General features: G+C 64.3%; 21 protein-coding genes. 9 read left to right on the forward strand and 12 right to left on the reverse strand.

Going from position 1 to position 23,196, the window contains the following annotated elements:
- Positions 1-387 precede the first annotated feature (387 nt).
- Positions 388-642 (forward strand): hypothetical protein, encoded by a 255-nt coding sequence (locus tag WN73_RS06335; RefSeq protein WP_039184677.1) that lies wholly within the window; start codon positions 388-390, stop codon positions 640-642.
- A 184-nt stretch (positions 643-826) separates the two neighbouring features.
- Entirely contained in the window at positions 827-1,063 is a 237-nt protein-coding gene (locus WN73_RS06340) for a hypothetical protein (RefSeq protein WP_039184675.1), read from the forward strand.
- A 138-nt stretch (positions 1,064-1,201) separates the two neighbouring features.
- On the opposite strand, the gene WN73_RS06345 is transcribed toward WN73_RS06340, so the two are convergent.
- The 3 genes from WN73_RS06345 to WN73_RS06355 form a co-directional block, all read right to left on the reverse strand.
- Positions 1,202-1,849, reverse strand: a complete 648-nt coding sequence (locus WN73_RS06345) for a hypothetical protein (protein ID WP_028171528.1) — start codon at positions 1,847-1,849, stop codon at positions 1,202-1,204.
- 72 nt (positions 1,850-1,921) lie between these two features.
- Positions 1,922-2,461 (reverse strand): AbiV family abortive infection protein, encoded by a 540-nt coding sequence (locus WN73_RS06350; RefSeq protein ID WP_060912326.1) that lies wholly within the window; start codon positions 2,459-2,461, stop codon positions 1,922-1,924.
- A gap of 253 nt (positions 2,462-2,714) precedes the next feature.
- On the reverse strand, positions 2,715-3,761 hold the full coding sequence (locus WN73_RS06355; protein WP_271552113.1) for a tyrosine-type recombinase/integrase: 1,047 nt from the start codon (positions 3,759-3,761) through the stop codon (positions 2,715-2,717).
- Positions 3,762-5,256: 1,495 nt separating this feature from the next.
- Here WN73_RS06355 and WN73_RS06360 point away from each other — a divergent pair.
- Positions 5,257-6,189, forward strand: a complete 933-nt coding sequence (locus WN73_RS06360) for a helix-turn-helix domain-containing protein (RefSeq protein WP_182872271.1) — start codon at positions 5,257-5,259, stop codon at positions 6,187-6,189.
- A 19-nt stretch (positions 6,190-6,208) separates the two neighbouring features.
- On the opposite strand, the gene WN73_RS06365 is transcribed toward WN73_RS06360, so the two are convergent.
- The 8 genes from WN73_RS06365 to WN73_RS06400 all read right to left on the reverse strand — a co-directional run bounded on the left by WN73_RS06365 (position 6,209) and on the right by WN73_RS06400 (position 14,001).
- The gene (locus WN73_RS06365) at positions 6,209-7,135 is read right to left on the reverse strand and encodes a catalase family peroxidase (protein WP_271552114.1); all 927 of its coding nucleotides are present in this window, start codon (positions 7,133-7,135) and stop codon (positions 6,209-6,211) included.
- Positions 7,136-7,281: 146 nt separating this feature from the next.
- Positions 7,282-7,995, reverse strand: coding sequence for a phosphoribosyltransferase (locus WN73_RS06370; RefSeq protein WP_182872269.1), 714 nt, complete (start codon positions 7,993-7,995; stop codon positions 7,282-7,284).
- Positions 7,996-8,010: 15 nt separating this feature from the next.
- On the reverse strand, positions 8,011-9,243 hold the full coding sequence (locus WN73_RS06375; protein ID WP_271552115.1) for a Zn-dependent hydrolase: 1,233 nt from the start codon (positions 9,241-9,243) through the stop codon (positions 8,011-8,013).
- Positions 9,236-10,021 (reverse strand): ABC transporter ATP-binding protein, encoded by a 786-nt coding sequence (locus WN73_RS06380; RefSeq protein WP_038966753.1) that lies wholly within the window; start codon positions 10,019-10,021, stop codon positions 9,236-9,238. The genes WN73_RS06375 and WN73_RS06380 overlap by 8 nt, the downstream gene beginning before the upstream one ends.
- The gene (locus WN73_RS06385) at positions 10,018-10,791 is read right to left on the reverse strand and encodes an ABC transporter permease (RefSeq protein WP_011088987.1); all 774 of its coding nucleotides are present in this window, start codon (positions 10,789-10,791) and stop codon (positions 10,018-10,020) included. Before WN73_RS06385 ends, WN73_RS06380 begins: the two co-directional genes overlap by 4 nt.
- A gap of 71 nt (positions 10,792-10,862) precedes the next feature.
- Positions 10,863-11,807 carry an ABC transporter substrate-binding protein gene (locus tag WN73_RS06390; protein WP_060908427.1) on the reverse strand — a complete coding sequence of 315 codons (945 nt, stop codon included), beginning with the start codon at positions 11,805-11,807 and terminating at the stop codon, positions 10,863-10,865.
- A gap of 110 nt (positions 11,808-11,917) precedes the next feature.
- The gene (gene hutC / locus WN73_RS06395) at positions 11,918-12,646 is read right to left on the reverse strand and encodes a histidine utilization repressor (RefSeq protein ID WP_028174332.1); all 729 of its coding nucleotides are present in this window, start codon (positions 12,644-12,646) and stop codon (positions 11,918-11,920) included.
- The gene (locus WN73_RS06400; RefSeq protein WP_271552116.1) at positions 12,643-14,001 is read right to left on the reverse strand and encodes a formimidoylglutamate deiminase; all 1,359 of its coding nucleotides are present in this window, start codon (positions 13,999-14,001) and stop codon (positions 12,643-12,645) included. The genes hutC and WN73_RS06400 overlap by 4 nt, the downstream gene beginning before the upstream one ends.
- Before the next feature lie 99 nt (positions 14,002-14,100).
- Here WN73_RS06400 and hutI point away from each other — a divergent pair, with 99 nt between their 5' ends.
- Genes hutI through hutU form a run of 3 tightly spaced genes read left to right on the forward strand, consistent with a single transcriptional unit; the run spans position 14,101 to position 18,555 of the window.
- Positions 14,101-15,315, forward strand: a complete 1,215-nt coding sequence (gene hutI / locus WN73_RS06405) for an imidazolonepropionase (RefSeq protein WP_271552117.1) — start codon at positions 14,101-14,103, stop codon at positions 15,313-15,315.
- On the forward strand, positions 15,312-16,871 hold the full coding sequence (gene hutH, locus WN73_RS06410; protein ID WP_271552118.1) for a histidine ammonia-lyase: 1,560 nt from the start codon (positions 15,312-15,314) through the stop codon (positions 16,869-16,871). Before hutI ends, hutH begins: the two co-directional genes overlap by 4 nt.
- 13 nt (positions 16,872-16,884) lie before the next feature.
- Positions 16,885-18,555, forward strand: a complete 1,671-nt coding sequence (hutU, locus tag WN73_RS06415; RefSeq protein WP_182872264.1) for a urocanate hydratase — start codon at positions 16,885-16,887, stop codon at positions 18,553-18,555.
- Here the strand turns inward: hutU and WN73_RS06420 are convergent, their stop codons facing one another.
- Positions 18,556-19,176, reverse strand: coding sequence for a TetR/AcrR family transcriptional regulator (locus tag WN73_RS06420; RefSeq protein WP_271552162.1), 621 nt, complete (start codon positions 19,174-19,176; stop codon positions 18,556-18,558).
- Between the two features lie 255 nt (positions 19,177-19,431).
- On the opposite strand from WN73_RS06420, the gene WN73_RS06425 reads away from it, so the two are divergent.
- Genes WN73_RS06425 through WN73_RS06435 form a run of 3 tightly spaced genes read left to right on the forward strand, consistent with a single transcriptional unit; the run spans position 19,432 to position 23,185 of the window.
- Complete coding sequence (locus WN73_RS06425; protein ID WP_271552119.1) at positions 19,432-20,292, forward strand: FAD binding domain-containing protein; 861 nt, start codon at positions 19,432-19,434, stop codon at positions 20,290-20,292.
- Entirely contained in the window at positions 20,289-20,813 is a 525-nt protein-coding gene (locus WN73_RS06430; protein WP_271552120.1) for a (2Fe-2S)-binding protein, read from the forward strand. Before WN73_RS06425 ends, WN73_RS06430 begins: the two co-directional genes overlap by 4 nt.
- Positions 20,810-23,185, forward strand: coding sequence for a xanthine dehydrogenase family protein molybdopterin-binding subunit (locus tag WN73_RS06435; protein WP_271552121.1), 2,376 nt, complete (start codon positions 20,810-20,812; stop codon positions 23,183-23,185). The genes WN73_RS06430 and WN73_RS06435 overlap by 4 nt, the downstream gene beginning before the upstream one ends.
- The last annotated feature ends 11 nt before the right edge of the window (positions 23,186-23,196 follow it).

Genomic DNA, 23,196 nt, shown 5'->3' on the forward strand with positions numbered 1-23,196 from the left:
TTGAGAACGTTATCCGCGACAAGTGTGTGCGCGGCAATAGAATTCGATCTGTGAGGGCACAACGTTGAGCCAACGCGCGGTGGAAGATCCGATCACGAATTGCAAGAGATGGCGCAGATGCTGGCGAGCCTATGCGAAGCCGCGCAACGGCTCCCCGAGGGACCAGAGCGACAGAATGCATTGAAGGAGATCGACGGATTTCAGAGGCGGCTGGCCGCGTTAGTTGCGCGCCCTCTAGGCTGAGGTTCCTGTCGGGGCGCCCGGTGCGGGCACGCCGTGTTGCGTTGCTGTCATGGCGCCAACTCTACGACAACGACGATCGCCCAACGGCCCGGCACACTCCGGGCCGTTTCTATTCCGGCCGTAGCTACAAGTGAACGACTGGTGATGTCCCTTCAATTCCACCGTGCCGTCGAGGACATGGAAATATGGAGCGCAAGCAACGACGACTTTTCGTTCGTCATCACATATGAGAGCCCCGCCGGTCCCGGATTTCACGGACGCCCCGGCTATGTGGCGTCATGGCGCCCGCTTTATCAGAGCCGAGGCGCGATCAAGATCGGCGGCTCTCCATTCAAGACGTTCGCGGAAGCCGAGGTGGCCTGCAACGCCATGCTGAAACATCTGACCAAGCCAGACTGAGTGTGAAGACAAAGAGCCTCTTGCTATGCGCCCGACGCCAACGGTGCGGTCGCAGTTGCGTCTGTGTCCTAATTCCCACACTTGCGACCAAAAGCGCATCCGTTTGTCGTCTTTCGAACAGACGGCCCAAATCCACTCCGCTCCAACTTCACTATTGGAAGTAGTCATCGGTTGGGGAGGCGAAATGGAACGTTCCCTGTTAATTGAGATGAAGCGCGACAGATATGTCGAGCGGTGCAAGCAACGGGCCTTCGATCATCTCGACCGAGGTGATCTTAAGAACGCGGTCGCCTCGTTTGTCGGCAATATGAACGCGCGTCCCGATTGCGAATTGCCACAGCACTTGGCAACGCTTGGCGCTTCGCTGCTGACGGCGAACGATGCGCTCGGCTGGAGGACGCTCATTGAAGAATTGAGGTGATCGTCCGATGATCAACACGCGGGATCGGAAATGAAGGAGCGCGACAAGGCGTCTCCTCCATCCAGGTTCTTGGTTCGCCAGGGGTCCAAGGGCTGGATGGTTTATGATCGGCAACGTGCCTGTGACGCGGCGCACGTATCAGGGCGTTTGTTTGAATGCCTCGAAAGAAACCCGCGCCTGTGCCAAGGCTTTCGTCATGCGAGCGCGGTGCTCTTCGGTGAAATGAATATTTGGACGGACTTGGGTCGTCGTGAGAAATTCGAAGAAGTTTAGCGCAATCGGCATGATGTTCAGCATGTATTTGAGTTCAATCCCCCAACCAGTCGGATGGAAGTGGGCGAACTGACGTCGCAGGTTGTCGTTCAGTCGTTGAAGGTTCCGATAATCCTCCGCCGACAGCTCGGGCACGGGCCCTTCCATCAGTTCAGGTTTTCCGATCCGCTCAAGTAAAACATTGTAATCGGCCATTATCGTTCGTGGTCGATCCGAGGTAGGGTTGTCCAGCCACACCCGATTCTGTCGTCTAGATTTATCGGTGAGCGCGCCACAACCGTCTGTGCCGCTGAGTGCGATCACCATCGCACCCTGTACGGCGTTTTGCATGGCAGTGATAACCCACTTCCACTGCGACGGCCGTCTCTGAAGGTCGATAGATTGTGAGGCAACCAGCTCGATGGCGGCTACCGCATCTTCATACTCGTCGAAGTGGATGAACTCGTTTCCTTCTGACGCGTCATCCAGCAACCAATCGTCGCCGCCGCCGCAATCGCTTTCATCTTCACTCATCGGTCGTTCCCCATTCGCGCGTCGAAAAACATCGACCGGACATGGCACCGCAGAGCGAGAGCGACATCACAGTCAGGTTTCATAGATCGCTCGCCCTGTGTTCATGATGAGCGGGTCTTCCACGGCCTCGATTGCGCGACGCGCAATCGTGAAGATCGCGCCAACATCAGCTTCAGTGAACTGATCGGCGTGCAGTGTTGCATCCGTCAGCCAGTCGTCGCGATAAAGGCCAATCTGCTTGGCCTTGTCGAGGGCACCGACGTGAACATTAGACATGAACTGTCCTTCGCGGCTCAGCCTGAAGGCCTCAGCGACGCGATGGACAAGCTCTTCATTATCGACTTCGGCGCTAAACTCTCGGACCGCGACTGAAGCAAGCAGCAGTGAACTGACGGCAGCCTGCTTTCGGATGTGCGCGCTACGCCGAGCAACGGGCTTTGAGAGCGGCGCAGCGCTCCCCCAAATATCGAGGATCACCTTTCCGATTTCTTCGACGCCCAGCACGGCAAGCGCAAAGGCGCTGGCAAAGCGGGTGTGGTCGAACAACAGTTTTGAATCCTGCAAGAGCCGCGCAGCATTTGCGATGACCGCAGTGCGTTCATTTGGGTCCATGCTGCAATATCGCAGCACACCGGGCAGCCCCGCCACGCGAACCCAATCAGTCCGGGGTCTTTTCCACCGCCCGGTTTTCCACCGGGCTCCATCATGCTCCACAGAAATTCATGCGTAGCGCCTTTGCTGATAAGCCAGCCGGATCGCGACACAAATACGAAACACCATTCCCATCGCATTGATTTCTATACGGTTCTTGTCCGAACACACTCCCTGCGCAGGGAAAAGCGGCCCGCGGGAGCTGTGACCTGGCTCAGAATCGGTCGGCATATGCAATCAGGCGGCGAGCCGTGGCCCCTTCCTGCGCCAGGGCCTTAGCGACAGGCCCGGCGACGATCCGCCTCAGTTCGGCCGCGACGCCGTCCAGCACCGCGCGTTTCTCCTTCATCCGCTTGGAGTGGTTGTAGACCTTGCCGGTAACGGTCGGCACGATCTGTTCTGATTTTTTGCTGGCGACGTGGTCGAGGCACTTCGCGATCGAAGCATCGTCGAAGCCGAGGTCGCCGGCTAATGTCGCTGCCGTCCGGCGCAAGTCGTGCGGCGTGAATGGCTTGAGGCCCAATAGCTCGCAGAGCCCAGGCGTTTTGATCTTGTCCTTGTTCTTCTCAAGCTTGGTGCCGCGCAGCGCGTCGGCCATCGCCTTGCGGTGAACCGGCTGGCCCTTGTACATGGGGTTCTCGAACACAAACTGCTGATCATCCGAGGCCAGCGCTTCCTTAATGATCTCGACTGCCAGATCGGACAACGGCTGCTGGATCACCCGCCGCTTCTTGACCCGCTTGAGGGGGACGTCGAAGCGCGGATGCTCGCCGTCGAGGTCAAACAGCTCATCCCGATGTGCACCGAGCAATTCACGTGAGCGCAGCATGGTGACCAATTCGAACTTGAGCGCGAGCCGAGTTCGGCGGTCATAGGGAAGGTCGTTGCGGTCGAGGCCATGCCAGAAGATCCTGATCTCGTCCGCGGAGAGGACGCGGGTGCGGGGATCCTCCGGGTCGAGCTTCGGCAGGTTAACACAGGGGCTGGCGGTCACGTAGTCGCGCCCGGCTTCGGCCGCCCAGTTGAACAGGCCAGAGGCCGCCTTGCGCATGTGGCGCGCGTTGCTGACCGATGGCTTGCCGAACTTACCCGCGACGATATCGTTCGACAGCGTCGCGATGTCGTGCTTGGTGACCTCCATGGCCAGCTTCTTGCCGAGGCGGGGGCGGATGAGGCGGTTGAGGTGGCTTGCCGTGTTCTCCCAGCTCTCCAGCCGCGGGCGCATCTCGCCGTCCGGCTTTTGACCGGCACCTTCATCCACTTGATGCGCTCGTCGATGATCTCGGTGACGGTCTTGCCGCGTTTCACGTTCATAGCCTTCTGGTCGCGGAAGGTCTCGGCCACGGCCTCGCCCCCCATGGCCTTGAGGCCATAGACCTTGCTGCGGGCGTCCTCGACCGTGAAGGTCTCAGGATTGTAGATGCCGAGCCATCCGGTGCGCTGCTTGCCGGTCTGCCGGTCGGTGAACTTGAAAGAAAAGGTCGCGACGCCCGCCGCGGTGATGCTGACGTAAAGGCCAGGGCACTTGCGGTCGTAGAACTTGGTCCTTTGGGCGACCCGCTTCTCGCACAGGCGATCGGTGAGGATCACGCTGCTATTACGGCCCCGCTTGCCGGCGGGGGAGGGGACAATGCTACTATTCATGTGGTTTCGGCTCCTAAGGCTTGAGACCAAAGGGCTCGGCTTCTTGGACTTTCAGTTTGTCGTGCGGACGCTGAAAGGCTTAGGGCCGGGCCCTTATTTTGGTGAAGCCCGTTGAAACAGCTTGCATCAGGCTATTCGAAAAGCGCTTCTTTTAAAGAGATTTCTTAGTTTCGGCGTGTTTCACCGAATGCCAAAATATAGACGTGTGGTCCTGGCCGTCGTTGCTACGGTCAAGCTCTTGCGGATGCGGCAGTCGCGTCAACCGGCGCGATGTCGGCGACTTTCGCGAGTGTGAGGGAGGCCAGAACGAACTCGGCTCCCGGGAGAGCACGGCATAAGCCGTCCAACCACTGCGCAGGGAAGGCCGAGTGATTGACTACACCTGTATGCTGCTGTGCGGTTTCTCTGCGTGTGCTTTTCGCGCAGCAGACCGCGGGTGCCGTCGGGCACCCGGCCTTCCCTGCGCCCTCTAGATTGAGAGGGTGGAGCGATCAAGCAAAGCTCGGGCGAAATCCGCCGCGAGGATGCGAAGGCGTGTCTGCGACCACACGCTCGCTGTCCTCGCCCGCGAAGGCGGGCGATCCAGTATTCCAGAAGCGGTTGTGATGGAGCCGAGAAGCTGCGGCGTACTGGATTCCCCGCCTTCGCGGGAGTATCATCTGGAGAACCAGCCCATACCTCATCCTCCGTCATTGCGAGCGCAGCGAAGCAATCCAGAATCCCTCCGCGGAAAGACTCTGGATTGCTTCGCTGCGCTCGCAATGACGACCGGCAAGTCTGATACTGCCGCTGACCAAGGGCAAATACGACAACGTCCAGGAGTTCAGGTTCGGCGGCGGAACCTCGTTCCAGCGCTGCGACACCCGCACGGGACGTCGCGGCATTTTGTCGTGCATTTGTGAAAACGCGTGATCAGCTTCCGGATGGAGAGGGAACGTCAAAACCGCATTGAAGTTGCTGCCAAATCGTCCTGTTGCGCCGATGTGAAAGTGTCGGGCGAGAGCTGTTCGCCTCGTGCGCGCGTGGACAGCCTGCGGCGGATGTCCGATAATACCTTCCGCAAATTGCGGGGCGCTGTGGCCTGCACTTGGACCCGCGGAAGGACTGACCCGATGACACAGGCAGGCGCTTACGGACAGAGGCTAGGGCAGTTCCTGCGTTTGAAGGATGCGCCGCCCTCGCTGGTTACGCGCTCGCTGCGTAGCGCCGAGCTCGCGGTGACCGAAACCCGGAATGACAACCCGGTGCCCGGCCTGTCCGGATCGCTCGCCGCCGAAGATGCCTTTCTCGTCAGCCTGAAGCTTCACGACTACCCGGATTGCGAGCTCTGGGAGCGCGGCAAATGCATCATGACCGCGGACGTCCATGCGGGTACGACCTATTTGTACGACCTCAAGTGCGATCCGCGCTACGTGATCGACAAGCCGTTCCATTCCCTGTTCTTCTACATTCCACGTTCGGCGCTCGACAGCATCGCCGAACAGTGCAACGCGCCGCGGGTTGACGAGCTCGACTGTCAGATCGGCGTTGGCCATGACGACCGAATCGTCCGCCACATCGGCGCGTCGCTGCAGGAGGGCCTGCGCCGGCCGGACGAGGCCAATCAGCTTTTCATCGATCACATGATGCTCGGGCTGACCGCCCATGTCGCCCAGACCTATGGCGGGTTCCAGCGCACGCCCGGGCTCGCGCGCGGCGGTCTCGCGCCGTGGCAGGCGAAACGCGCCTGCGAGAGGCTCGAATCGGATCTCGGCGGCAAGCTCTCGTTGCAGAGGATCGCGGCCGAGCTCGACCTTTCGGTCAGCCATTTCTCCCGCGCGTTTCGAATCTCGGTCGGTGTGCCGCCGCACCAATGGCTGCTTCAGCAGCGCGTGAAGGCCGCCAAGCAGTTGATGAGCGTTCGCGACCTGCCGCTGTCGGAGATCGCGATCTCGGCCGGGTTTGCCAACCAGAGTCACTTCACGCGCGTGTTCTCCTCGATCGTCGGCGTCAGCCCGGCAGCATGGCGCCGCGAGATGCTCGGTGCATCGAACGGCGAGACGTGAATCCGGACGCCTTCCGTCCTCAGCGGCGCTTCGCGAGCGAGATCATGTAGGCGGCGCGCCGCGCTGCAAAGATCTCGTCCGGCGGGTGACCGATGCCCTCGGCGAGATTGGCCGGATTGAAGATGGTGACGTCGCAGGCCTGATCCGGCTCGAAGCCCGTGATCACGATCGTGCCCAGGCGCACCTCGTCGCGTTGATCCTCGTCGGGCCAGCGTATGGTGACATCCATGGTGGGGTCGCCGGGGCGGTCGAGCAGCGCCATGACGTTGAAGCGGACATTGCCCGCAGCGATCCGCGTGCCGAGGTCGTCGTGCAGGAAGTCGGCCGGCTTCGTCCTGGCTTCGTCCTCGCTCAGCGTGATCTCGCCGCGGGCCGGGACGACCTTGAACTTGATGAAGCGGGTCTCGCCTTGTTCGTTTGTTGCCGGAAAGGCATGGACGCCCCAATAGGTCGTGCCGGCAAAGCTTCCGGGCAACGCACGCGCGGCGATGTAATTCGCCTGGTTCAGCGTCTCGGGATTGGCCGCCGAGAACGCTTTCACTTTCGCCATGTCCGGCTTGCCATCGGGTCCCGGGATACGCGCCTTGAGAAAGGCCAGCATCTGGTCCAGCGTTCGTGCAAAATGCACCGGCGCGCTCTCCACCAGAATATCCGAGCGATGATCGTCGTCGCCAAGCTTGAAGCTGAAGCCACGCAGCACCAGATTGTTGGTATCCGCGACGTTGGGATTGCCGCCGCCGACCGAGAAGCGCGCCAGCACGCGCGATGGCCTTGTGAAGCTCTGCGACCGCGTAATCTCCTCCGCGCGGTCCGACGGGGTGTAGGTACCTCGAACGCACCAGCCCTTGGCGAAGCTGGCGCGGACCTTCGGTGGATTGCCCGCGACGGCCTTCAGGGCCTCGACGATGGAGGCGGGCGTTGCGGCATCGTTCGGGCTCTCGGCCATGGCGGATCTCTCGCGTGTGCGAGCCAGATTCTAGCCGCGATACGGACCCGCGATCTTTCCCAAAGCGGTCGGGTTTTGCCCAATCCTGCTCAAGACAGGTGCCTCGGGCCGGCCAACATAGCCGATGCTCGCAATCGCCTGACCCATCAGGGAATGTTGGGTTGCGTCTCCGCGAGCGGTATCCAGCCGCCGTCGCCACGTTGGAAGAGCGGGCACCCGAAGACTGCGCGAACCGGAAGGGCCGTGGTCGAGGCATGCCAGCGATTGGTTTGCTTCATCGCAACGACCATGCCGGCAATTTCGACGCCGATCGTCTGCAAAAGCCGCACCGCCGCGAGCGCAGTCGCGCCGGTCGAGATCGCATCGTCGACCAGCACCACCCGGCGGCTTTCGAGCAGGGGCAGCAGGTTCGGATCCAGCCGCAGCCTTTTGCCGGCGTCGGGGCTGGTGATCGAACTGACGGGCTCGGACAACGCGTCGTCGTACCAGAATTTGCGCGAATAGCCGAGCGGGACATAGCGCGGCTGTCCGAGCCGTTCTGCGACCTGCGATGCGAAGGCAAGACCAAGGGTCGGGAGCCCGACGATGATCTCGGCATCGAGCGCGCGCGCCTGCGTCGCCATATGGTCGGCCAGCGCGGCGACGACGAGGTGTGAGGCCTGATTGGCGATCAGCGATGCGACGGCGCGGTCGCCATCGGGCAGTTGGCGCAGCGGCAGAACCAGGACACGGCCGCAGGGGAGTGTCGCGGGATAGCCCAAGCGATAAGGTGGCATAGCCGGGAAACGCAAGGGAACCTCCGGCGTCAGCTCCTGCCAGTAGCCGGTCGTCGCCTCGGTATAAGTCTCGCTTGCGCTCATGCCGGCATCAGAGGCCTAACCCCCGAGGATTCGCCGGCAGGCGTCGACGAAGACCTGCGCGCCCGTGACGATGTCGGCGTCCGCGGTGTTCTCGGTCCAGTGATGGCTGATGCCGCCGATCGACGGCACGAACAGCATCCCCGCGGGCATGATGGTCGCGAGCATCTGTGCGTCGTGGCCGGCGCCGCTGGGCATGCGGATGGATCGTCCGCCGGCGACAGCCTTGCTCGCAGCTTCGATCGCGTCCTGAAAGCCTGAGTTCATCAAGGCGGGAGCACCGGTCCGCAGCTTCTCCACGGTCACGGCGCAGGGGCCGCTGGCGTTGACCTCGTCCGCCATGGCCTTCAGCAATTCCTCCAGCCGCGCGATGACCGCCGGGTTGTCGTCGCGGATCTGGAACAGCATTTCGGCGCCACCCGGAATGATGCTCGGCGCGCCCGGATCGAGCGTGATGCGGCCCGTGGTCCAGACCGTGCGCGGACCGCACGCGGCCGGGAAGCGCTCGTCGATCGCGACGCAGAATTTGGCCAGCGCAAGGCCGGCGTCCTTGCGCGCAGCCATGCGGGTGGTACCGGCGTGGTTCTGCTCGCCGACAAAGTTGATCCGGTATTGCCAGATGCCGACGATCGAGGTCACGACGCCGACCGCGAGCTGTCCGCTCTCGAGCGTATCGCCCTGCTCGATATGCGCCTCCAGATATCCGACGTGCCGCCCCTTCTCGGCGGTGATGCGCGAGCGTCCCGCGAGCCCCATGTCGGCAAGCGCATCGCGCATGGGCCGCCCGTTGGTGCGGTCGCGCGCGGCGTCGATGTCAGCCTCGGTCACTTGCCCCACATAGGAGCGCGAGCCGAGGAAGCTGCCAAAATGTCCTTCCTCGTCGCACCAGGCAGCGACTTCGACCGCGCCGTTCACGGACGGATCGGCATTGAGCACCCGCGCGGCTTCGAGCGCGTAGACGACACCGAGCGGACCATCGAGCCAGCCGGCGTAGTTCTGGCTTTCCAGGTGCGAGCCCGCCAGAAGCTTTGGGCCGGGCTTGGCGCTCGTCCCGAACACATTGCCGATGCCGTCAATCGCGGCGGAGAGATCCGCGTCGGGCAGCTTCTGCACCAGCCAGTCCAGCGATTGCTTGTGCGGTTCGGAGAAGGTCGGCTTGTGCACGCCGGTCTTGTAGGCGCCGATGGCGCGCAGCGCATTGAGGTCGGCGAGAACGCGTGCGCCGTCGAAGGAAGGACCATTGTCAGGCATGTTCGGCAACCTTCAACGCCTCGGTACGGATTTCCTCGACCAGCCGTTCCTTGAGCTGGACGAATTCCGGCGTGGTCTTGATCTTGTAGGAACGCGGATGCGGCAGGTCTATGGCAATCTCGGCCTTGATGCGGCCGGGGCGTGCGCTCATGACGATGACGCGGCTGCCGAGGAAGATCGCCTCCTCGATGTCGTGGGTCACGAACAGCACGGTCTTCTGGTCGCGCTCCCAGATCCCGAGCAGCATTTCCTGCATCAAGGCGCGAGTCTGGTTGTCGAGCGCGCCGAAGGGCTCGTCGAGCAGCAGAATCTTTGGATCATTGGCAAGCGCGCGGGCGATTGCCGTGCGCTGCTGCATGCCGCCGGAGAGCTGCTTGGGCCAATGGTTCTCGAAGCCGGACAATCCGACCTGGCGGATGAAGGCGTCGGCGATCTTGTACCGTTCGTCCTGCGACACGCCGCGCTCGCGCAGGCCGAAGGCGATGTTCTCGCGCACGGTCAGCCAGGGAAACAGCGTGTAGGACTGGAACACCATGCCGCGATCCGCCCCCGGGCCCGTCACCTCGCGCCCGTCGAGCGTGACGCGCCCGCCGGTCGGGCGGTCGAGGCCGGCGACGATACGAAGCAGCGTGGACTTGCCGCAGCCGGAGGGGCCGAGGATGGTGACGAAGTCGTTGTTGCCGATGATGAGGTCGGTCGGCTCCAGCGCCCTGGTCGGCGCATTTCCGTGGCGCGCGGGGAAGGTCCGTGAGACCTGTTCGATCTTCAGCGTCGTCATGCGAGCTTCCACGGAAACAGCCAGGCGTTGAACGCCTTGAACAGGAAGTCGGAGACGAGGCCGATCAGCCCGATCACGATGATGCCGAAGATGATCTGGCCGGTGTTGAGCAGCGCCTGGCTGTCGGTGATCATATGGCCGATACCGGAGGACGAGCCGATCAGCTCGGCGACGATGACATAGGTCCAGGCCCAGCCCAGCACCAGCCGCAGGATCTCGGCGATCTCCGGCGCGGAGGAGGGCAGCAGCACACGGCGGATGATGCCGCGGTCGCTGGCCCCGAGCGTATAGGCCGCCTCGACCAGATCGCGCCGCGTCGCGCCGACGGTCACCGCCACCATCAGGATGACCTGGAACACCGAGCCGATGAAGATGACGAGCAGCTTTTGCAGCTCGCCGATGCCGGCCCACAGGATCAAGAGCGGGATGAAGGCGGAGGCGGGCAGGTAGCGTGCAAAGGAGACGAACGGTTCGAGAAAGGCCTCGACCGGCTTGTAGGCACCCATCAGCACGCCGAACGGCACCGCGATGATCGCGGCGAGCGCGAAGCCGCCGACGACGCGCCAGATCGTCATGCCGATGTCGAACATGAAGCCTTGCTTCGTCAGCAGGTCAAAACCTTCCTGCACCATGGTCAGCGGGTTGGCGAGGAAGGTCTTCGACACATGGCCGCCGAAGGTCGCCCAGGACCAGAGGGCAACGAACAGCACGAAGAAAGCGAGGCCAAAGGCCACACGCTGCCTCGATGTCACGGGATCCAGGGGACGCATCAAACTGTCTATCCGAATAATCGATCACGCGCCGGCTCCGCCTCCTGGCGGAACCGGCAGCTTGCAGAAGTCTACTTGATGAAGCTCGCGTCGTAGAGGTCCTCGACCTTCGGCGCGGCCTTGATGATGCCGATCTCGAGCAGGAGCTCGGCGGCGTCCTTGTTGAAGGTCAGGAAATCGCCCGCGAAGAACTTCTGGTTCGCGGCCTTGTCCTGCCAGCGCAGATATTTCGCCGAGTTGCCGAATTGCTCGCCGGTCTGCTTCACGTCCGCGCCCATGATCTCATAGGCCTTGGCCTGGTCCTTGGCGATCATCTCGAGCGCCTCGAAATAGCTGTTGGCGAGCGCCTGCGCCGCCTTCGGATTCTCGCTCAGGAATTTCGGCGTGCAGCCAAACGTGTCCATCACGATCGGATAGTCCAGCGTGGTGGCGATGATCTTGCCCTTGTCGGGCGCAGCGCGCACGGTCGAAAGATACGGCTCGTAGGTCATGGCGGCGTCGTTCTGGCCGGAGACGAAGGCCTGCGCGGCCGCGGCGGGCTCGAGATTCACCACGGTCACGTCCTTCGTGGTGAGGCCGTTCTTCTTGAGCATCCAGGCCAGCGCAAAATACGGCGAGGTGCCGGGCGCGGAGGCCGCAACCGTCTTGCCCTTCAGATCCTTGATCGCGGCGATGTCGTTGCGCACGGCCATGCCGTCGGCGCCATAGCTCTTGTCGAGCTGGAAGATCTGCTTGGTGGCAACGCCGTTGGCGTTCCAGGAGATCCAGGTCTCCACCGTGGTCGCCGCGCACTGGATGTCGCCGGAAGCAATCGCAAGGTGGCGGTCCTTCTGCGGGATCTTCTTGATCGTGACGTCGAGGCCGTTCTTCTTGAAGATGCCGGCTTCCTTCGCCAGCGTCAGCGGCGCGAAGCCGGTCCACCCGGAGATGCCGACGCCGACCTTGACGTCGTCGGCGAGCACCGGAGTGGAGGCCGCGAGGGCAATGATTGTCGCAAATACCTTTGAACTACGCATGATTGTCGTCCTCTTGCCGATCGATGGATTGACGTCCTGTTGATCTGTTCGTGTCGGTCCATGCAGACCGTTGCCCGAAGCGTTGCACGAATTGTGCCGACATTGGTCTCTCAGCCTCCCTTGAATCGGGCGACAAGGCGGTGGGAGTCACCGGGATAGAGCAGCCGCACGGCGGTGATCGTGCGCGTGCTGCGCCAAGTGTAGCGGTCGATCACGAGGCAGGGCGCGCCGACGGCGATGTCGAGCGCTTGCGCCGCGCGATCGTCCGCAACGATGGCGCTGATCGTATGCTCGGCCTCTGTCCATGGGACATGGTGAAGCAGCCACGAGCCAGGCGGTTCGCGCGAGAAGTCCGCGGTCGCGGCATTCGGCACGGACGAGAGGTCGATCAGCCTGTCCTCGACGGCAAACGGCACGTTGTCGGCGCTGTGGCGGCAGGCGATCGCGATCACCTTGCCGGCCTTCTTCACGCCAAGACGGTCGCGGTCGGCGGCGGTCGCCATGCGCAGCTTGCGATGGATCAGCTCGTAGCCGTAAGCGCGGCCGAGCGCGGTGATCTCGGCGCGGATGTCGGCGATCTTGAGCACCGCGGACTGATGCTGCGGCCGGCGGACGAACGATCCGGCGCGCCGCCGCCGCTCGATCAAGTCGGCCTGCGCGAGTTCCGACAGCGCCTTGTTCACGGTCATGCGCGAGCAGCCGTAGCGCGCCACCAGTTCGTGCTCGAACGGAATGCGATGACCCGGCGGCCACTCGCCGGTCAGGATACGATTCTCGATGTCGGCGCGGATCCGCTTGTAGAGCGTCGGCTGGTCGGCGCCATCAGTAGCGAGGCTCATGCGAGCAGCCTCCGCACCGATGCGTTGAAGCGCTCGCGCGCTGCCTGGCGCAGCCGGTGCCGTCCGCCCTCGACGACCTTGTCGCCGCCGGCCCAGACGCAATCAATTGCGCCGCTACCTGCCGCAAAGATCCAGCCGTCGATCGCCGCATCGCCCTGACGTCCCGCGAGCGACGGATGCGCGGCATCGAGCGTGACGATGTCGGCGCGCGCCCCCGGCGTGAGACCGGCGGTCGGCTGCGCAAGTGCGTGCGAGCCGCCGGCGAGGGCTTGATCGAACAGCGTGCGTCCGGTCGAGGCGCCAGCGCCGCCGGAGAGCACATTGCGCTGGCGATGCTTCAGCCGCTGGCCATATTCGAGCTGGCGCAGCTCGTCGGCGACACCGACCAGCACATTGGAATCGGTGCCGACGCCGAGCCGGCCGCCGGCGTCGAGGAACTCGCGGGCTGGAAAAATGCCGTCGCCGAGGCTCGCTTCGGTGATGGGGCAGAGTCCGGCAACCGCGCCTGTCCTGGCGAGCGCGGTGACCTCCTCGTTCGTCGTGTGTGTCGCGTGGATGAGGCACCAGCGTTGATCGACCGGTGCGTGCTCCAGCAGCCATTGCACGGGGCGCCGGCTCGACCAGGCCAGGCAATCCTCGACTTCCTTCACCTGCTCGGCGGCATGAATGTGCACGGGACCGCCGTCGGCGAGCGGAATGATCGCGGCGAGCTCGTCCGGCGCCACCGCGCGCAAGCTGTGCGGCGCGATGCCGATATTGGCCCCTGGCAAGTTTGCGATCGCTTTGCGCGAGGCAGCCATCAGGGCCGCAAACCGATCGACGGAGCAGATGAAGCGGCGTTGGCCGGCATGTGGTGCTGCGCCCCCAAAAGAGCCATGCGCATAAAAACTCGGCAGCAGCGTCAGCGCAATACCCGACGCTTCGGCAGCCTGCGCAATGCGCGTGGCCATTTCGGCGAGGTCGGCGTAGGGCGAGCCGTCGCGATCGTGATGCAAATAGTGGAATTCGCCGACGCGGGTAAAACCCTGCTCCAGCATCTCGACATAAAGCAGCGTTGCGACGGCCGCGACATCGTCCGGCGTCATTGCCAGCGCAAAGCGATACATCGTCTCGCGCCAGGTCCAGAACGTGTCGGTCGAGTCGCCGCGTTGTTCCGCAAGTCCCGCCATGCCGCGCTGGAAGGCGTGGCTGTGCAGGCTTGCCAGCCCCGGAAGCGCGATTTCGTGGCGCTCGTCGCCGGCGGCCGGCGCTACGCCCGGTGTCACCGCCGCGATCGCGCCGGCGGTGATCACCACCTGCACGTCATTGGCCCAGCCCGAGGGCAGGAGCGCGGAGGCGAAATGCAGTCGGGTCATGATTACACGCCGGCTGGACAGAACCGCCTTACGATTATATGTCTAGACATATAAGTCAAGCATCCCAGGGCGCAGGGACATCCGCGAAGGGACAGTTGCATGGCAGAGCGCTTCGACCGGATCTGGCACAATGCCCGCCTCGCCACGATGCGTGCCGATCGCCCCGATCTCGGCGAAATCGAGCACGGCGTGATCGCCGCGCGCGGCGGCCACATCGTCTATGCGGGTGCGGCGGCGGACTTTCGGGCGGACGCAGATGCCATCAAGCGGATCGATTGCGCGGGGCGCTGGATCACGCCGGGCCTCGTCGACTGCCACACCCATCTGGTCTATGGCGGCAACCGTGCGCACGAGTTCGAGCTGCGCCTGAAGGGGGCAAGCTATGAGGAGATCGCGCGCGCCGGCGGCGGCATCGTCTCGACGGTGGCCGCGACGCGCAAGGCGAGCGAGGCCGAGCTCGTCGCAAGCGCGCTGCCGCGGCTCGACGCGCTGATCGGCGAGGGCGCCACCACGGTCGAGATCAAGTCCGGCTACGGCCTCGATGTCGACACCGAGATGCGGCAGCTCGCGGCCGCGCGCAGCCTCGGCCGCCAGCGGCCGGTTGCGATCCGCACGTCCTTCCTCGGCGTCCATGCGTTGCCGCCCGAGGCCGATGGTGACAAGGATCGCTATATCGATCTCGTGTGCAAGGAGATGCTGCCCGCGGTTGCCAAGACCGGCCTTGCCGATGCCGTCGACGCTTTCATGGAGGGCATCGCGTTCTCGGCCGGGCAGACCGCGCGGGTGTTCGAGACGGCGAGGGGACTCGGGCTGCCGGTGAAGCTTCATGCCGACCAATTGTCGAACCTCGGCGGTGCCGCGCTCGCGGCCAAATTCTCCGCACTGTCGGCCGATCATCTCGAGCATACCGATGAAGCAGGTGCGGCCGCGATGGCGAAGGCGGGAACGGTGGCTGTGCTGTTGCCGGGCGCCTTCTATTTCATCCGCGAGACGCAGAAGCCGCCGGTCGAGTCGTTCCGCAAGCACGGCGTCCACATGGCGCTGGCGACGGACTGCAATCCCGGCAGCTCGCCGCTGACCTCGCTGCTGCTGGCGATGAACATGGGCGCGACGCTGTTCCGGATGACAGTGGCCGAATGCCTCACTGGGGTCACCCGCGAAGGCGCGCGGGCGCTTGGCGTGCTCGATGAAACCGGCACGCTAGAGGCCGGCAAATGGTGCGATCTCGCGATCTGGGACATCGAGCGGCCCGCCGAGCTCGTTTACCGCATCGGCTTCAATCCGCTGCACGGCCGGGTTTGGAGGGGGCAATGACGGAGCAGGGCGCGGCGATCGTCGTCAAACCGGGAACGGTCAGCCTCGACGATCTCGCGCGCGTGCTTGCGGGACAGTCCGTCGTGCTCGATCCGTCGTTCTGGCCGCGTGTCGAGGCGGCCGCGGCGATCGTCGCCAGGGCGGCACAAGCAGACGCCCCCGTCTACGGCATCAATACCGGATTCGGAAAGCTCGCCTCGAAGCGCATCCCGCCCGACCAGACCGCGCTGCTCCAGCGCAACCTCATCGTCTCGCATTGCTGTGGTGTCGGTCCGGCGACGCCGGAGCCGATCGTGCGGCTGATGATGGCGCTGAAGATCATCTCGCTCGGGCGCGGCGCTTCCGGCGTACGCCGCGAGGTGATCGAGCAGTTGCAGGGAATGCTGGTGCGGCGCGTCTGTCCGCTGGTGCCGCAGCAGGGTTCTGTCGGCGCCTCCGGTGATCTCGCGCCGCTCGCGCACATGACGGCCGTCATGATCGGCGAGGGGCAGGCGATTGTCGACGGCAAGACCGTGTCCGGCGGCGAGGCACTCGCTGCCGCCGGGCTTGCGCCGCTGACGCTTGGCCCCAAGGAGGGGCTCGCGCTGATCAACGGCACGCAGTTTTCGACCGCCTATGCCATTTCCGGCGTGCTGCGTGGGTTTCATCTGGCCCGTGCCGCGCTCGTCACCGGCGCGCTGTCGGTCGATGCGGCGATGGCCTCCACGGCGCCGTTCCGCCCTGAAATCCAGGCGCTGCGCGGCCATGCCGGGCAGATCGCCGCGGCTGCGACGCTGACCGCGCTGCTCGACGGCAGCGACATCCGCCTGTCGCATCTCGAAGGCGACGAACGCGTGCAGGATCCCTATTGCCTGCGCTGCCAGCCGCAGGTCGCAGGGGCCGCGCTCGATCTGATCACGCAGGCTGCGCGAGCCCTGATCGTCGAGGCCAATGCCGTCACCGACAACCCGCTCGTCCTGGTCGAGACCGGCGAGATCGTCTCCGGCGGCAATTTCCACGCCGAGCCCGTGGCGTTTGCGGCCGATACGATCGCGCTCGCACTGTCAGAGATAGGCGCGATCAGCGAGCGGCGCATCGCGACGCTGGTCGATCCCGCGCTGAATTTCGGTCTGCCGCCGTTCCTCACGCCCGATCCCGGCATCAATTCCGGCTTCATGATCGCCGAGGTGACGGCGGCCGCGCTCTATGCCGAGAACAAGCAGCGTGCGGCTGCCTGCTCGATCGATTCGACGCCGACCAGCGCCAACCAGGAAGACCACGTGTCGATGGCCGCGCATGCGGCGCGGCGCCTCGCCGATATGACGGACAATCTCGCCGCCATCCTCGGCATCGAGCTTCTGGTCGCCGCGCAAGGCATTACGCTGCGCGCGCCGCATGCGACCAGCGCGCCGCTCGTCGCCGTCATCGCCGCGCTCCGCGAACAGGTGCCCGCGCTCGGTGCCGACCGCTACATGGCCGGCGATCTCGCCAAGGCAGCCGCGCTCGTCGAGGCCGATGCGCTGCCGGCGGCCGCGATCGGCGCGCTCTCATCTGATCCATTTCCGAGACTTGCCTGAAGAGGTGTTCCGCATGAACCGCCGACTGGACAACGACCGCACCATCCGCGCGCCCCGCGGCAGCGACATCAGCGCCAAGAGCTGGCTGACGGAGGCTCCCTTGCGCATGCTGATGAACAATCTCGATCCTGATGTCGCGGAGCGCCCGAGCGAGCTCGTCGTCTATGGCGGGATCGGCCGCGCCGCGCGCGACTGGGAGAGCTTTGACCGGATCACGGCGGCGTTGCGCAAGCTCGAAGACGACGAGACGCTGCTGATCCAGTCCGGCAAGCCGGTCGGTGTCTTCCGCACCCACGCCGATGCTCCTCGCGTGCTGATCGCGAACTCCAACATCGTGCCGCATTGGGCGACGCTCGACCATTTCAACGAGCTCGATCGCAAGGGCCTGATGATGTACGGCCAGATGACGGCCGGCTCCTGGATCTATATCGGCAGCCAGGGCATCGTGCAGGGCACTTACGAGACCTTCGTCGAGGTCGGTCGTCGCCATTATGGCGGCAGCCTTGCCGGCAAATGGATTCTCACCGCCGGCCTTGGCGGCATGGGTGGCGCGCAGCCGCTGGCCGCGACCATGGCGGGAGCCTCGATGCTTGCGGTTGAATGCCAGCCGAGCCGCATCGAGATGCGGTTGCGCACCGGCTATCTCGATCGGCAGGCCGCGACGCTCGACGAGGCGCTCGCGATCATGGAAGAGTCCGCAAAGACGAAGAAGGCAATCTCAGTCGGCCTGCTCGGCAATGCCGCGGAGATTTTTCCGGAGCTGGTGCGTCGCGGCGTCAAGCCGGACATCGTCACCGACCAGACCAGCGCCCATGACCCGATCAACGGCTATCTCCCCAAAGGCTGGACGCTCGCCGACTGGGAAGCCAAGCGCGCGTCCGATCCGAAGGCCGTCGAGCGCGCCTCGAAGACCTCGATGGTCGAGCATGTCCAGGCCATGCTGGATTTCCACGCGCAAGGGATTCCGACGCTCGACTACGGCAACAACATTCGCCAGATGGCGCAGGACATGGGCCTGAAGAACGCCTTCGATTTCCCCGGCTTCGTTCCTGCCTATATCCGCCCTCTGTTCTGCCGCGGCGTCGGGCCGTTCCGTTGGGCCGCGCTGTCGGGCGATCCCGAGGACATCTTCAAGACCGACGCCAAGGTCAAGGAGCTGATGCCTGATGATAAGCATCTGCACAATTGGCTCGACATGGCCAAGGAACGCATCAAGTTCCAGGGGCTGCCGGCGCGCATCTGCTGGGTCGGCCTCGGCGATCGTCACCGGCTCGGCCTTGCCTTCAACGAGATGGTGGCGCGCGGTGAGCTCAAGGCGCCGGTCGTGATCGGCCGCGACCATCTCGACAGCGGCTCGGTGGCAAGCCCGAACCGCGAGACCGAAGCGATGAAGGACGGATCGGATGCGGTGTCCGACTGGCCGCTGCTCAACGCGCTGCTCAATTGCGCCAGCGGCGCGACCTGGGTGTCGCTGCATCATGGCGGCGGCGTCGGCATCGGCTATTCGCAGCATGCCGGCATGGTGATCGTCGCTGATGGCACGCCGGAAGCTGCAAAGCGCATCGCGCGCGTGCTCTGGAACGATCCGGCCACCGGCGTCATGCGCCATGCCGACGCGGGCTACGACATCGCAATCGACTGCGCCCGTGACAAGGGGCTCGATCTGCCGAGCCTTTCGAAGTAGTTAGCCGCTCATCAGCAGCTTTGGCATCGTCGTCTTCGCGCCGTCCATGAAGGTCTGGACGGCGTCGCGGACGATTGCGTCGAGATCGGGCGGGATCGGCGTTTCGTAGATGAATTTGCGGATGGCGAGATAGAAGATGCGGCCGTGCAGGCCCCAGAACAGCTCGGTCTCGCGCTCACTCAGTGGGCGGGACTTCGCATCGGGCAGCTTGAGATCGTGACGCAGCTCGGCGGCCGCGGGCTCGATGATCTCGCGGCGGACAATGTCGAGATAGCGGCCGGTGATGCCGAACGACTTCATGCCGGAGAAGACGAAGATCCGCACCCAATTGTACTCGAAGACGCGTTCGACATAGTCGAGATAGAAGCGCGTCAGCCGCGCCTCCAGCGGCAGCGAGCGGTCGCGGATCATCGGACCCCAATCGGGCGACCAGCGGCTGAGATAGACCTCCTGGTAGACGCGCTCGATCAGCGCTTCCTTGCTGGGGAAGTGGCGATAGATCGCCGAGTGGGTGATGCCCAGGCGTTTTGCCAGTTCGCGGGTTTGTCCCTCGAAGCCGTGCTCCGCGAAGAAGCGGATCGCCTCGTCCACGATCGCGCGCTCGCGGTCGGCCGCGCGCATGTTGCGGCGCTTTGGCGCGGACTTGCTGCCTGTCTCGGCCCGCTTCCGGACCGGTCGCTTCGCAATCTTCTGCGTCTTCTTCGCCATTTTACCGTGAATCGCGATCTCTTCCGCCTTCTTAGCCTAAAGGTGCATTTGTGACCAAATGGTCATTTCCTGTTGACCGGTCTTCGGAGCCGTGTCAGGATTTTGAGACCAGATGGTTACAAATCTGGCATCCCGGCTGATGAGCCGACGGATATCGAGGAAACGGCGGTGAAGGCGAGGGCTTTCAGCTATTTTCGTGCTGCGACGATCGACCAGGCGCTGGATGCTCATGCGCGCGCCGGCGATGACGCACGCTTCATCGCCGGGGGCCAGAGCCTCGTGCCGGCACTGTCGCTGCGGCTGCAGGCGCCGCGGCTCCTGATCGACATCACCCATATTGACGAGCTGCGCGGCGTCAGGCGCGAAGGCGGCTATTTGCGCATCGGCGCGCTGACGCGCCATTGCGAGATGCTGAGCGAGCCGCTGATCGCCGAGTTCGCGCCGCTGCTGCATGCCGCGGCGCCGTTCGTCGCCCATCCCGCGATTCGCAACCGCGGCACCTTTGGCGGCAGCGTTGCGCTTGCCGACCCCGCGTCCGAATTTCCAGCGATGACGCTGGCGCTCGATGCCGAGATCGAGGTCGTGGGTCCTTCCGGCGCCCGGCGGGTGAAAGCCGACGATTTCTTCATCGACCTGTTCGAGACGGCCTTGCAGCCCGGCGAGCTGATCACCGCTGTCTACGTTCCCCTGTTCAAGGCCGACCAGCGCTTTGCGTTCGACGAACTGGCGCGGCGGCGCGGCGACTATGCATTGGTCGGCTGCGGCATGCTTGTGACCTTCTCCGGCGAACGCATCGACGACATCCGCATCTCCTTTTTCTCTGTCGGCAATACGCCGACACGGGTGAAGGGAGCGGAGGCGACCCTGATCGGCTCGTCCCTCGATGCGGAGCGTATCGCTGTCGCCCAAGCCGCGCTCGAAGGCGATCTCGCGCCGCCTGACAGCGACGAGGTGCCGCCGGCGATGCGGCTGCATCTCGCCCGTGTGCTGCTGGGACGCCTGCTCGGACGTCTGGGTGAGGGCGCATGAGCGGCTTCGACGAAACCCTGCTGGGGGACGCCGAGGCGACCGTGCGGGTCCGCCTCGTCGTCAACGGCCGCAAGGTTGCCTGCGAGGTCGCGCCGCGCGAGACGCTGGTCGATTGCCTGCGCAATGCGCTCGAACTGACGGGGACGCATGCCGGCTGCGAGATGGGCGCCTGCGGGGCCTGCCTCGTGCAGCTCGATGGCCGCGCCGTGCATTCCTGCCTGATGTTCGCGGTGCAGGCCGACGGTGCGAAGATCGACACCATCGAGGGCCTCTCCGAGAGTGGCGTGATCGCCGACCTCCAGGCCGAATTTCATCGCCGCAACGCACTGCAATGCGGCTTCTGCACGCCGGGCATGCTGGTCAACGCCAACGAGTTGCTCTCGCGGGTGGCGCGGCCGAATCGCGAGGAGATCCGCGACGCGCTGTCGGGTAATTATTGTCGGTGCACCGGTTACGAGGCGATCGTCGATGCCATCGATGCCGTTGCCAAGGCGCGCAGCGACAACGGAGGCGCGACATGAGCGCGCCTCTGACCTCGCTCGACCGCCCGAACTCTTATATCGGCCGTTCAGTGCCACGCCCGAACGCCAAGCGGTTGCTTGCCGGCCGCGGCCGTTATGTCAGCGATCTCCGCCTGCCGCGCATGCTGTACGCTGCGTTCCTGCGCAGCCCGCATGCGCACGCCAAGATCGTCGCCGTCAACACCGAGCAGACCCGTGCGCTCGAAGGCGTGCATCTTGTCGCCACAGGTGAGGACCTCGCAAAAATCTGCACGCCCTGGACCGGCACGCTCGATCATTTCAAGGGTATGACCTCGGCGCCGCAATTGCCGTTACCGCTGGATCGCGTGGTCTGGGCCGGGCAGGCCGTGGTCGCCGTCGTCGCCGAGAGCCGGGCGATCGCGGAAGACGCGCTGGAACTGATCGAGATCGATTACGAGGATCTTCCCCTCGTTGTCGATATCGACAGTGCGCGGGAAGCGGGCGGGCCGGTGATCAATCCCGGCAGTGCCAACAACACCTGCTTCCGCGCTCAGCTCGACAACGGCACCGTCGACGAGGCCTTCGCGCATGCGGCCCACGTGGTGGAGGAGGAATTCTCCTTCGGCCGCCACACCGCCGTGACGCTGGAGCCACGCGCGATCGTCGCGGACTATGATCCCGCTGCCGGCGCGCTCACGGTGCATCACGCCACGCAGACGCCCTACCAGTTCCAGGACCTCTATTCGCGCCATTACGGCATCCCCGAGGCCCGGGTTCGCGTCATCGCAACCGACATCGGCGGTTCCTTCGGGATGAAGCTTCATGTCTATCACGAGGACATGGCGGTGGTCGGCCTTTCGATCCTGCTCGGCCGCCCCGTCAAATATGTCGCCGACCGCATTGAATCCTTTGTCTCCGACATCCATGCCCGCGACCATCGCGTCCGGGCCCGCATGGCGGTCGATGCCAAGGGCGAAATGCTGGCGATGGACGTCCTTGACCTGACCGCGATCGGCGCGTTCTCGACCTATCCGCGCACCAGCGTGGTCGAAGGCAATCAGGTGATCCGCCTGATGGGCGCGCCCTATCGCTTCAGGAACTATCGCGCCACGCTGGAGGTGCTCTTCCAGAACAAGGTGCAGACCAGCCAGTATCGCGCTGTCGGCCATCCCATCGCTTGCGCCGTCACCGAGCGGCTGGTGGATATGGCCGCAGCCAAGGTCGGGCTCGATCCCTTTGCCATCCGCGCACAGAACGTGATCGCCGATGATGCCTATCCGCAGACCTCGCCGACCGGCTACCGCTTCGAGGCGCTGTCCCATCAGGCCTGCCTGAAGCGCCTGCATGAGATGATGGATTATGACGCGCTGCGTGCCGAGCAGGCGAATTTGCGCAAGCGCGGCATCTATCGGGGCATTGGCATCGCCACCTTTGTCGAGATCACCAACCCGAGCCCGGCCTTCTATGGCGTCGGAGGCGCGCGGATCTCCTCGCAGGATGGCGCCATTCTCAGCCTGACGCCGTCGGGCGAGGTGCGCTGCCTGATCTCGGTCACCGAGCAGGGGCAGGGCACCGAGGCGATCATCAGCCAGATCGTGGCCGACCAGCTCGGCCTCGCGCAGGAGCGCGTCAAGGTCATCACCGGCGATACCGAGGTGACGCCGCATGGCGGCGCCACCTGGGCCTGCCGCGGCGCCGGCATCGGCGGCGAGACTGCGCTCCAGGCGACGCGTGCGCTCAAGCGCAATATTCTGGAGATCGCCGCGCTGATCCTCCAGGAGCAGCCATCTGCGCTCGACATCATCGATGGCGAGGTCGTCGATGCGGTGACGCGGAACCAGCGAATGCCGATCGCGGAGATCGCGCGCATCGCCTATTTCCGCTCCGACACGCTGCCGCCGGGCACGCAGGCGCAGCTCACGGTAAGCCATCACTTCGCCCCGCAGGGTTATCCCTTCGCCTTCACCAACGGCATTCAGGGCTGTTCGCTGGAGGCCGATGTCGAGACCGGCTTCATAAAGGTGCTGAAGCATTTCATCGTCGAGGATTGCGGCCGTGTCATCAATCCGATGCTGGTGGACGAGCAGCTCCGCGGCGGCGTCGTGCAGGGGCTGGGTGCCGCGCTGTTCGAGGAATGCCGCTACAGCGAAACCGGTCAGCTCATGAATGGCTCGCTCGCCGATTACCTCGTTCCGATGCCGATGGAGATGCCCGACATCGTCATCGGCCATGTCGAGACGCCGACCGCCGACACCGTGCTCGGCGCCAAGGGCGTCGGCGAGGCCGGCACGGCGGCGGCGTCAGCCTGCGTGCTCAACGCGGTCAACGACGCGCTCGCGCCGTTCGGCGCCACGATCAACTCAATTCCGATCACGCCGACAAAAGTCCTGAAAGCCCTGAAGCGTTTCTAGAAAAAAGACCC

The sequence above is a fragment of the Bradyrhizobium sp. CCBAU 45394 genome (assembly GCF_028128655.1).
GTDB classification, from domain to species: Bacteria; Pseudomonadota; Alphaproteobacteria; order Rhizobiales; family Xanthobacteraceae; genus Bradyrhizobium; species Bradyrhizobium diazoefficiens.

Bases quoted from the DNA above. Each gene is read 5' to 3' on its own strand.
- WN73_RS06345 (WP_028171528.1), bottom strand. From the start codon at position 1,849: ATGAGTGAAGATGAAAGCGATTGCGGCGGCGGCGACGATTGGTTGCTG.
- WN73_RS06370 (WP_182872269.1), bottom strand. From the start codon at position 7,995: ATGAGCGCAAGCGAGACTTATACCGAGGCGACGACCGGCTACTGGCAG.
- hutI (WP_271552117.1), top strand. From the start codon at position 14,101: ATGGCAGAGCGCTTCGACCGGATCTGGCACAATGCCCGCCTCGCCACG.
- WN73_RS06380 (WP_038966753.1), bottom strand. From the start codon at position 10,021: ATGACGACGCTGAAGATCGAACAGGTCTCACGGACCTTCCCCGCGCGC.
- hutU (WP_182872264.1), top strand. From the start codon at position 16,885: ATGAACCGCCGACTGGACAACGACCGCACCATCCGCGCGCCCCGCGGC.
- WN73_RS06365 (WP_271552114.1), bottom strand. From the start codon at position 7,135: ATGGCCGAGAGCCCGAACGATGCCGCAACGCCCGCCTCCATCGTCGAG.
- WN73_RS06350 (WP_060912326.1), bottom strand. From the start codon at position 2,461: ATGGACCCAAATGAACGCACTGCGGTCATCGCAAATGCTGCGCGGCTC.
- WN73_RS06430 (WP_271552120.1), top strand. From the start codon at position 20,289: ATGAGCGGCTTCGACGAAACCCTGCTGGGGGACGCCGAGGCGACCGTG.
- WN73_RS06420 (WP_271552162.1), bottom strand. From the start codon at position 19,176: ATGCGCGCGGCCGACCGCGAGCGCGCGATCGTGGACGAGGCGATCCGC.
- WN73_RS06360 (WP_182872271.1), top strand. From the start codon at position 5,257: ATGACACAGGCAGGCGCTTACGGACAGAGGCTAGGGCAGTTCCTGCGT.
- WN73_RS06375 (WP_271552115.1), bottom strand. From the start codon at position 9,243: ATGCCTGACAATGGTCCTTCCTTCGACGGCGCACGCGTTCTCGCCGAC.
- WN73_RS06385 (WP_011088987.1), bottom strand. From the start codon at position 10,791: ATGCGTCCCCTGGATCCCGTGACATCGAGGCAGCGTGTGGCCTTTGGC.
- WN73_RS06335 (WP_039184677.1), top strand. From the start codon at position 388: ATGTCCCTTCAATTCCACCGTGCCGTCGAGGACATGGAAATATGGAGC.
- hutC (WP_028174332.1), bottom strand. From the start codon at position 12,646: ATGAGCCTCGCTACTGATGGCGCCGACCAGCCGACGCTCTACAAGCGG.
- hutH (WP_271552118.1), top strand. From the start codon at position 15,312: ATGACGGAGCAGGGCGCGGCGATCGTCGTCAAACCGGGAACGGTCAGC.
- WN73_RS06390 (WP_060908427.1), bottom strand. From the start codon at position 11,807: ATGCGTAGTTCAAAGGTATTTGCGACAATCATTGCCCTCGCGGCCTCC.
- WN73_RS06340 (WP_039184675.1), top strand. From the start codon at position 827: ATGGAACGTTCCCTGTTAATTGAGATGAAGCGCGACAGATATGTCGAG.
- WN73_RS06400 (WP_271552116.1), bottom strand. From the start codon at position 14,001: ATGACCCGACTGCATTTCGCCTCCGCGCTCCTGCCCTCGGGCTGGGCC.
- WN73_RS06435 (WP_271552121.1), top strand. From the start codon at position 20,810: ATGAGCGCGCCTCTGACCTCGCTCGACCGCCCGAACTCTTATATCGGC.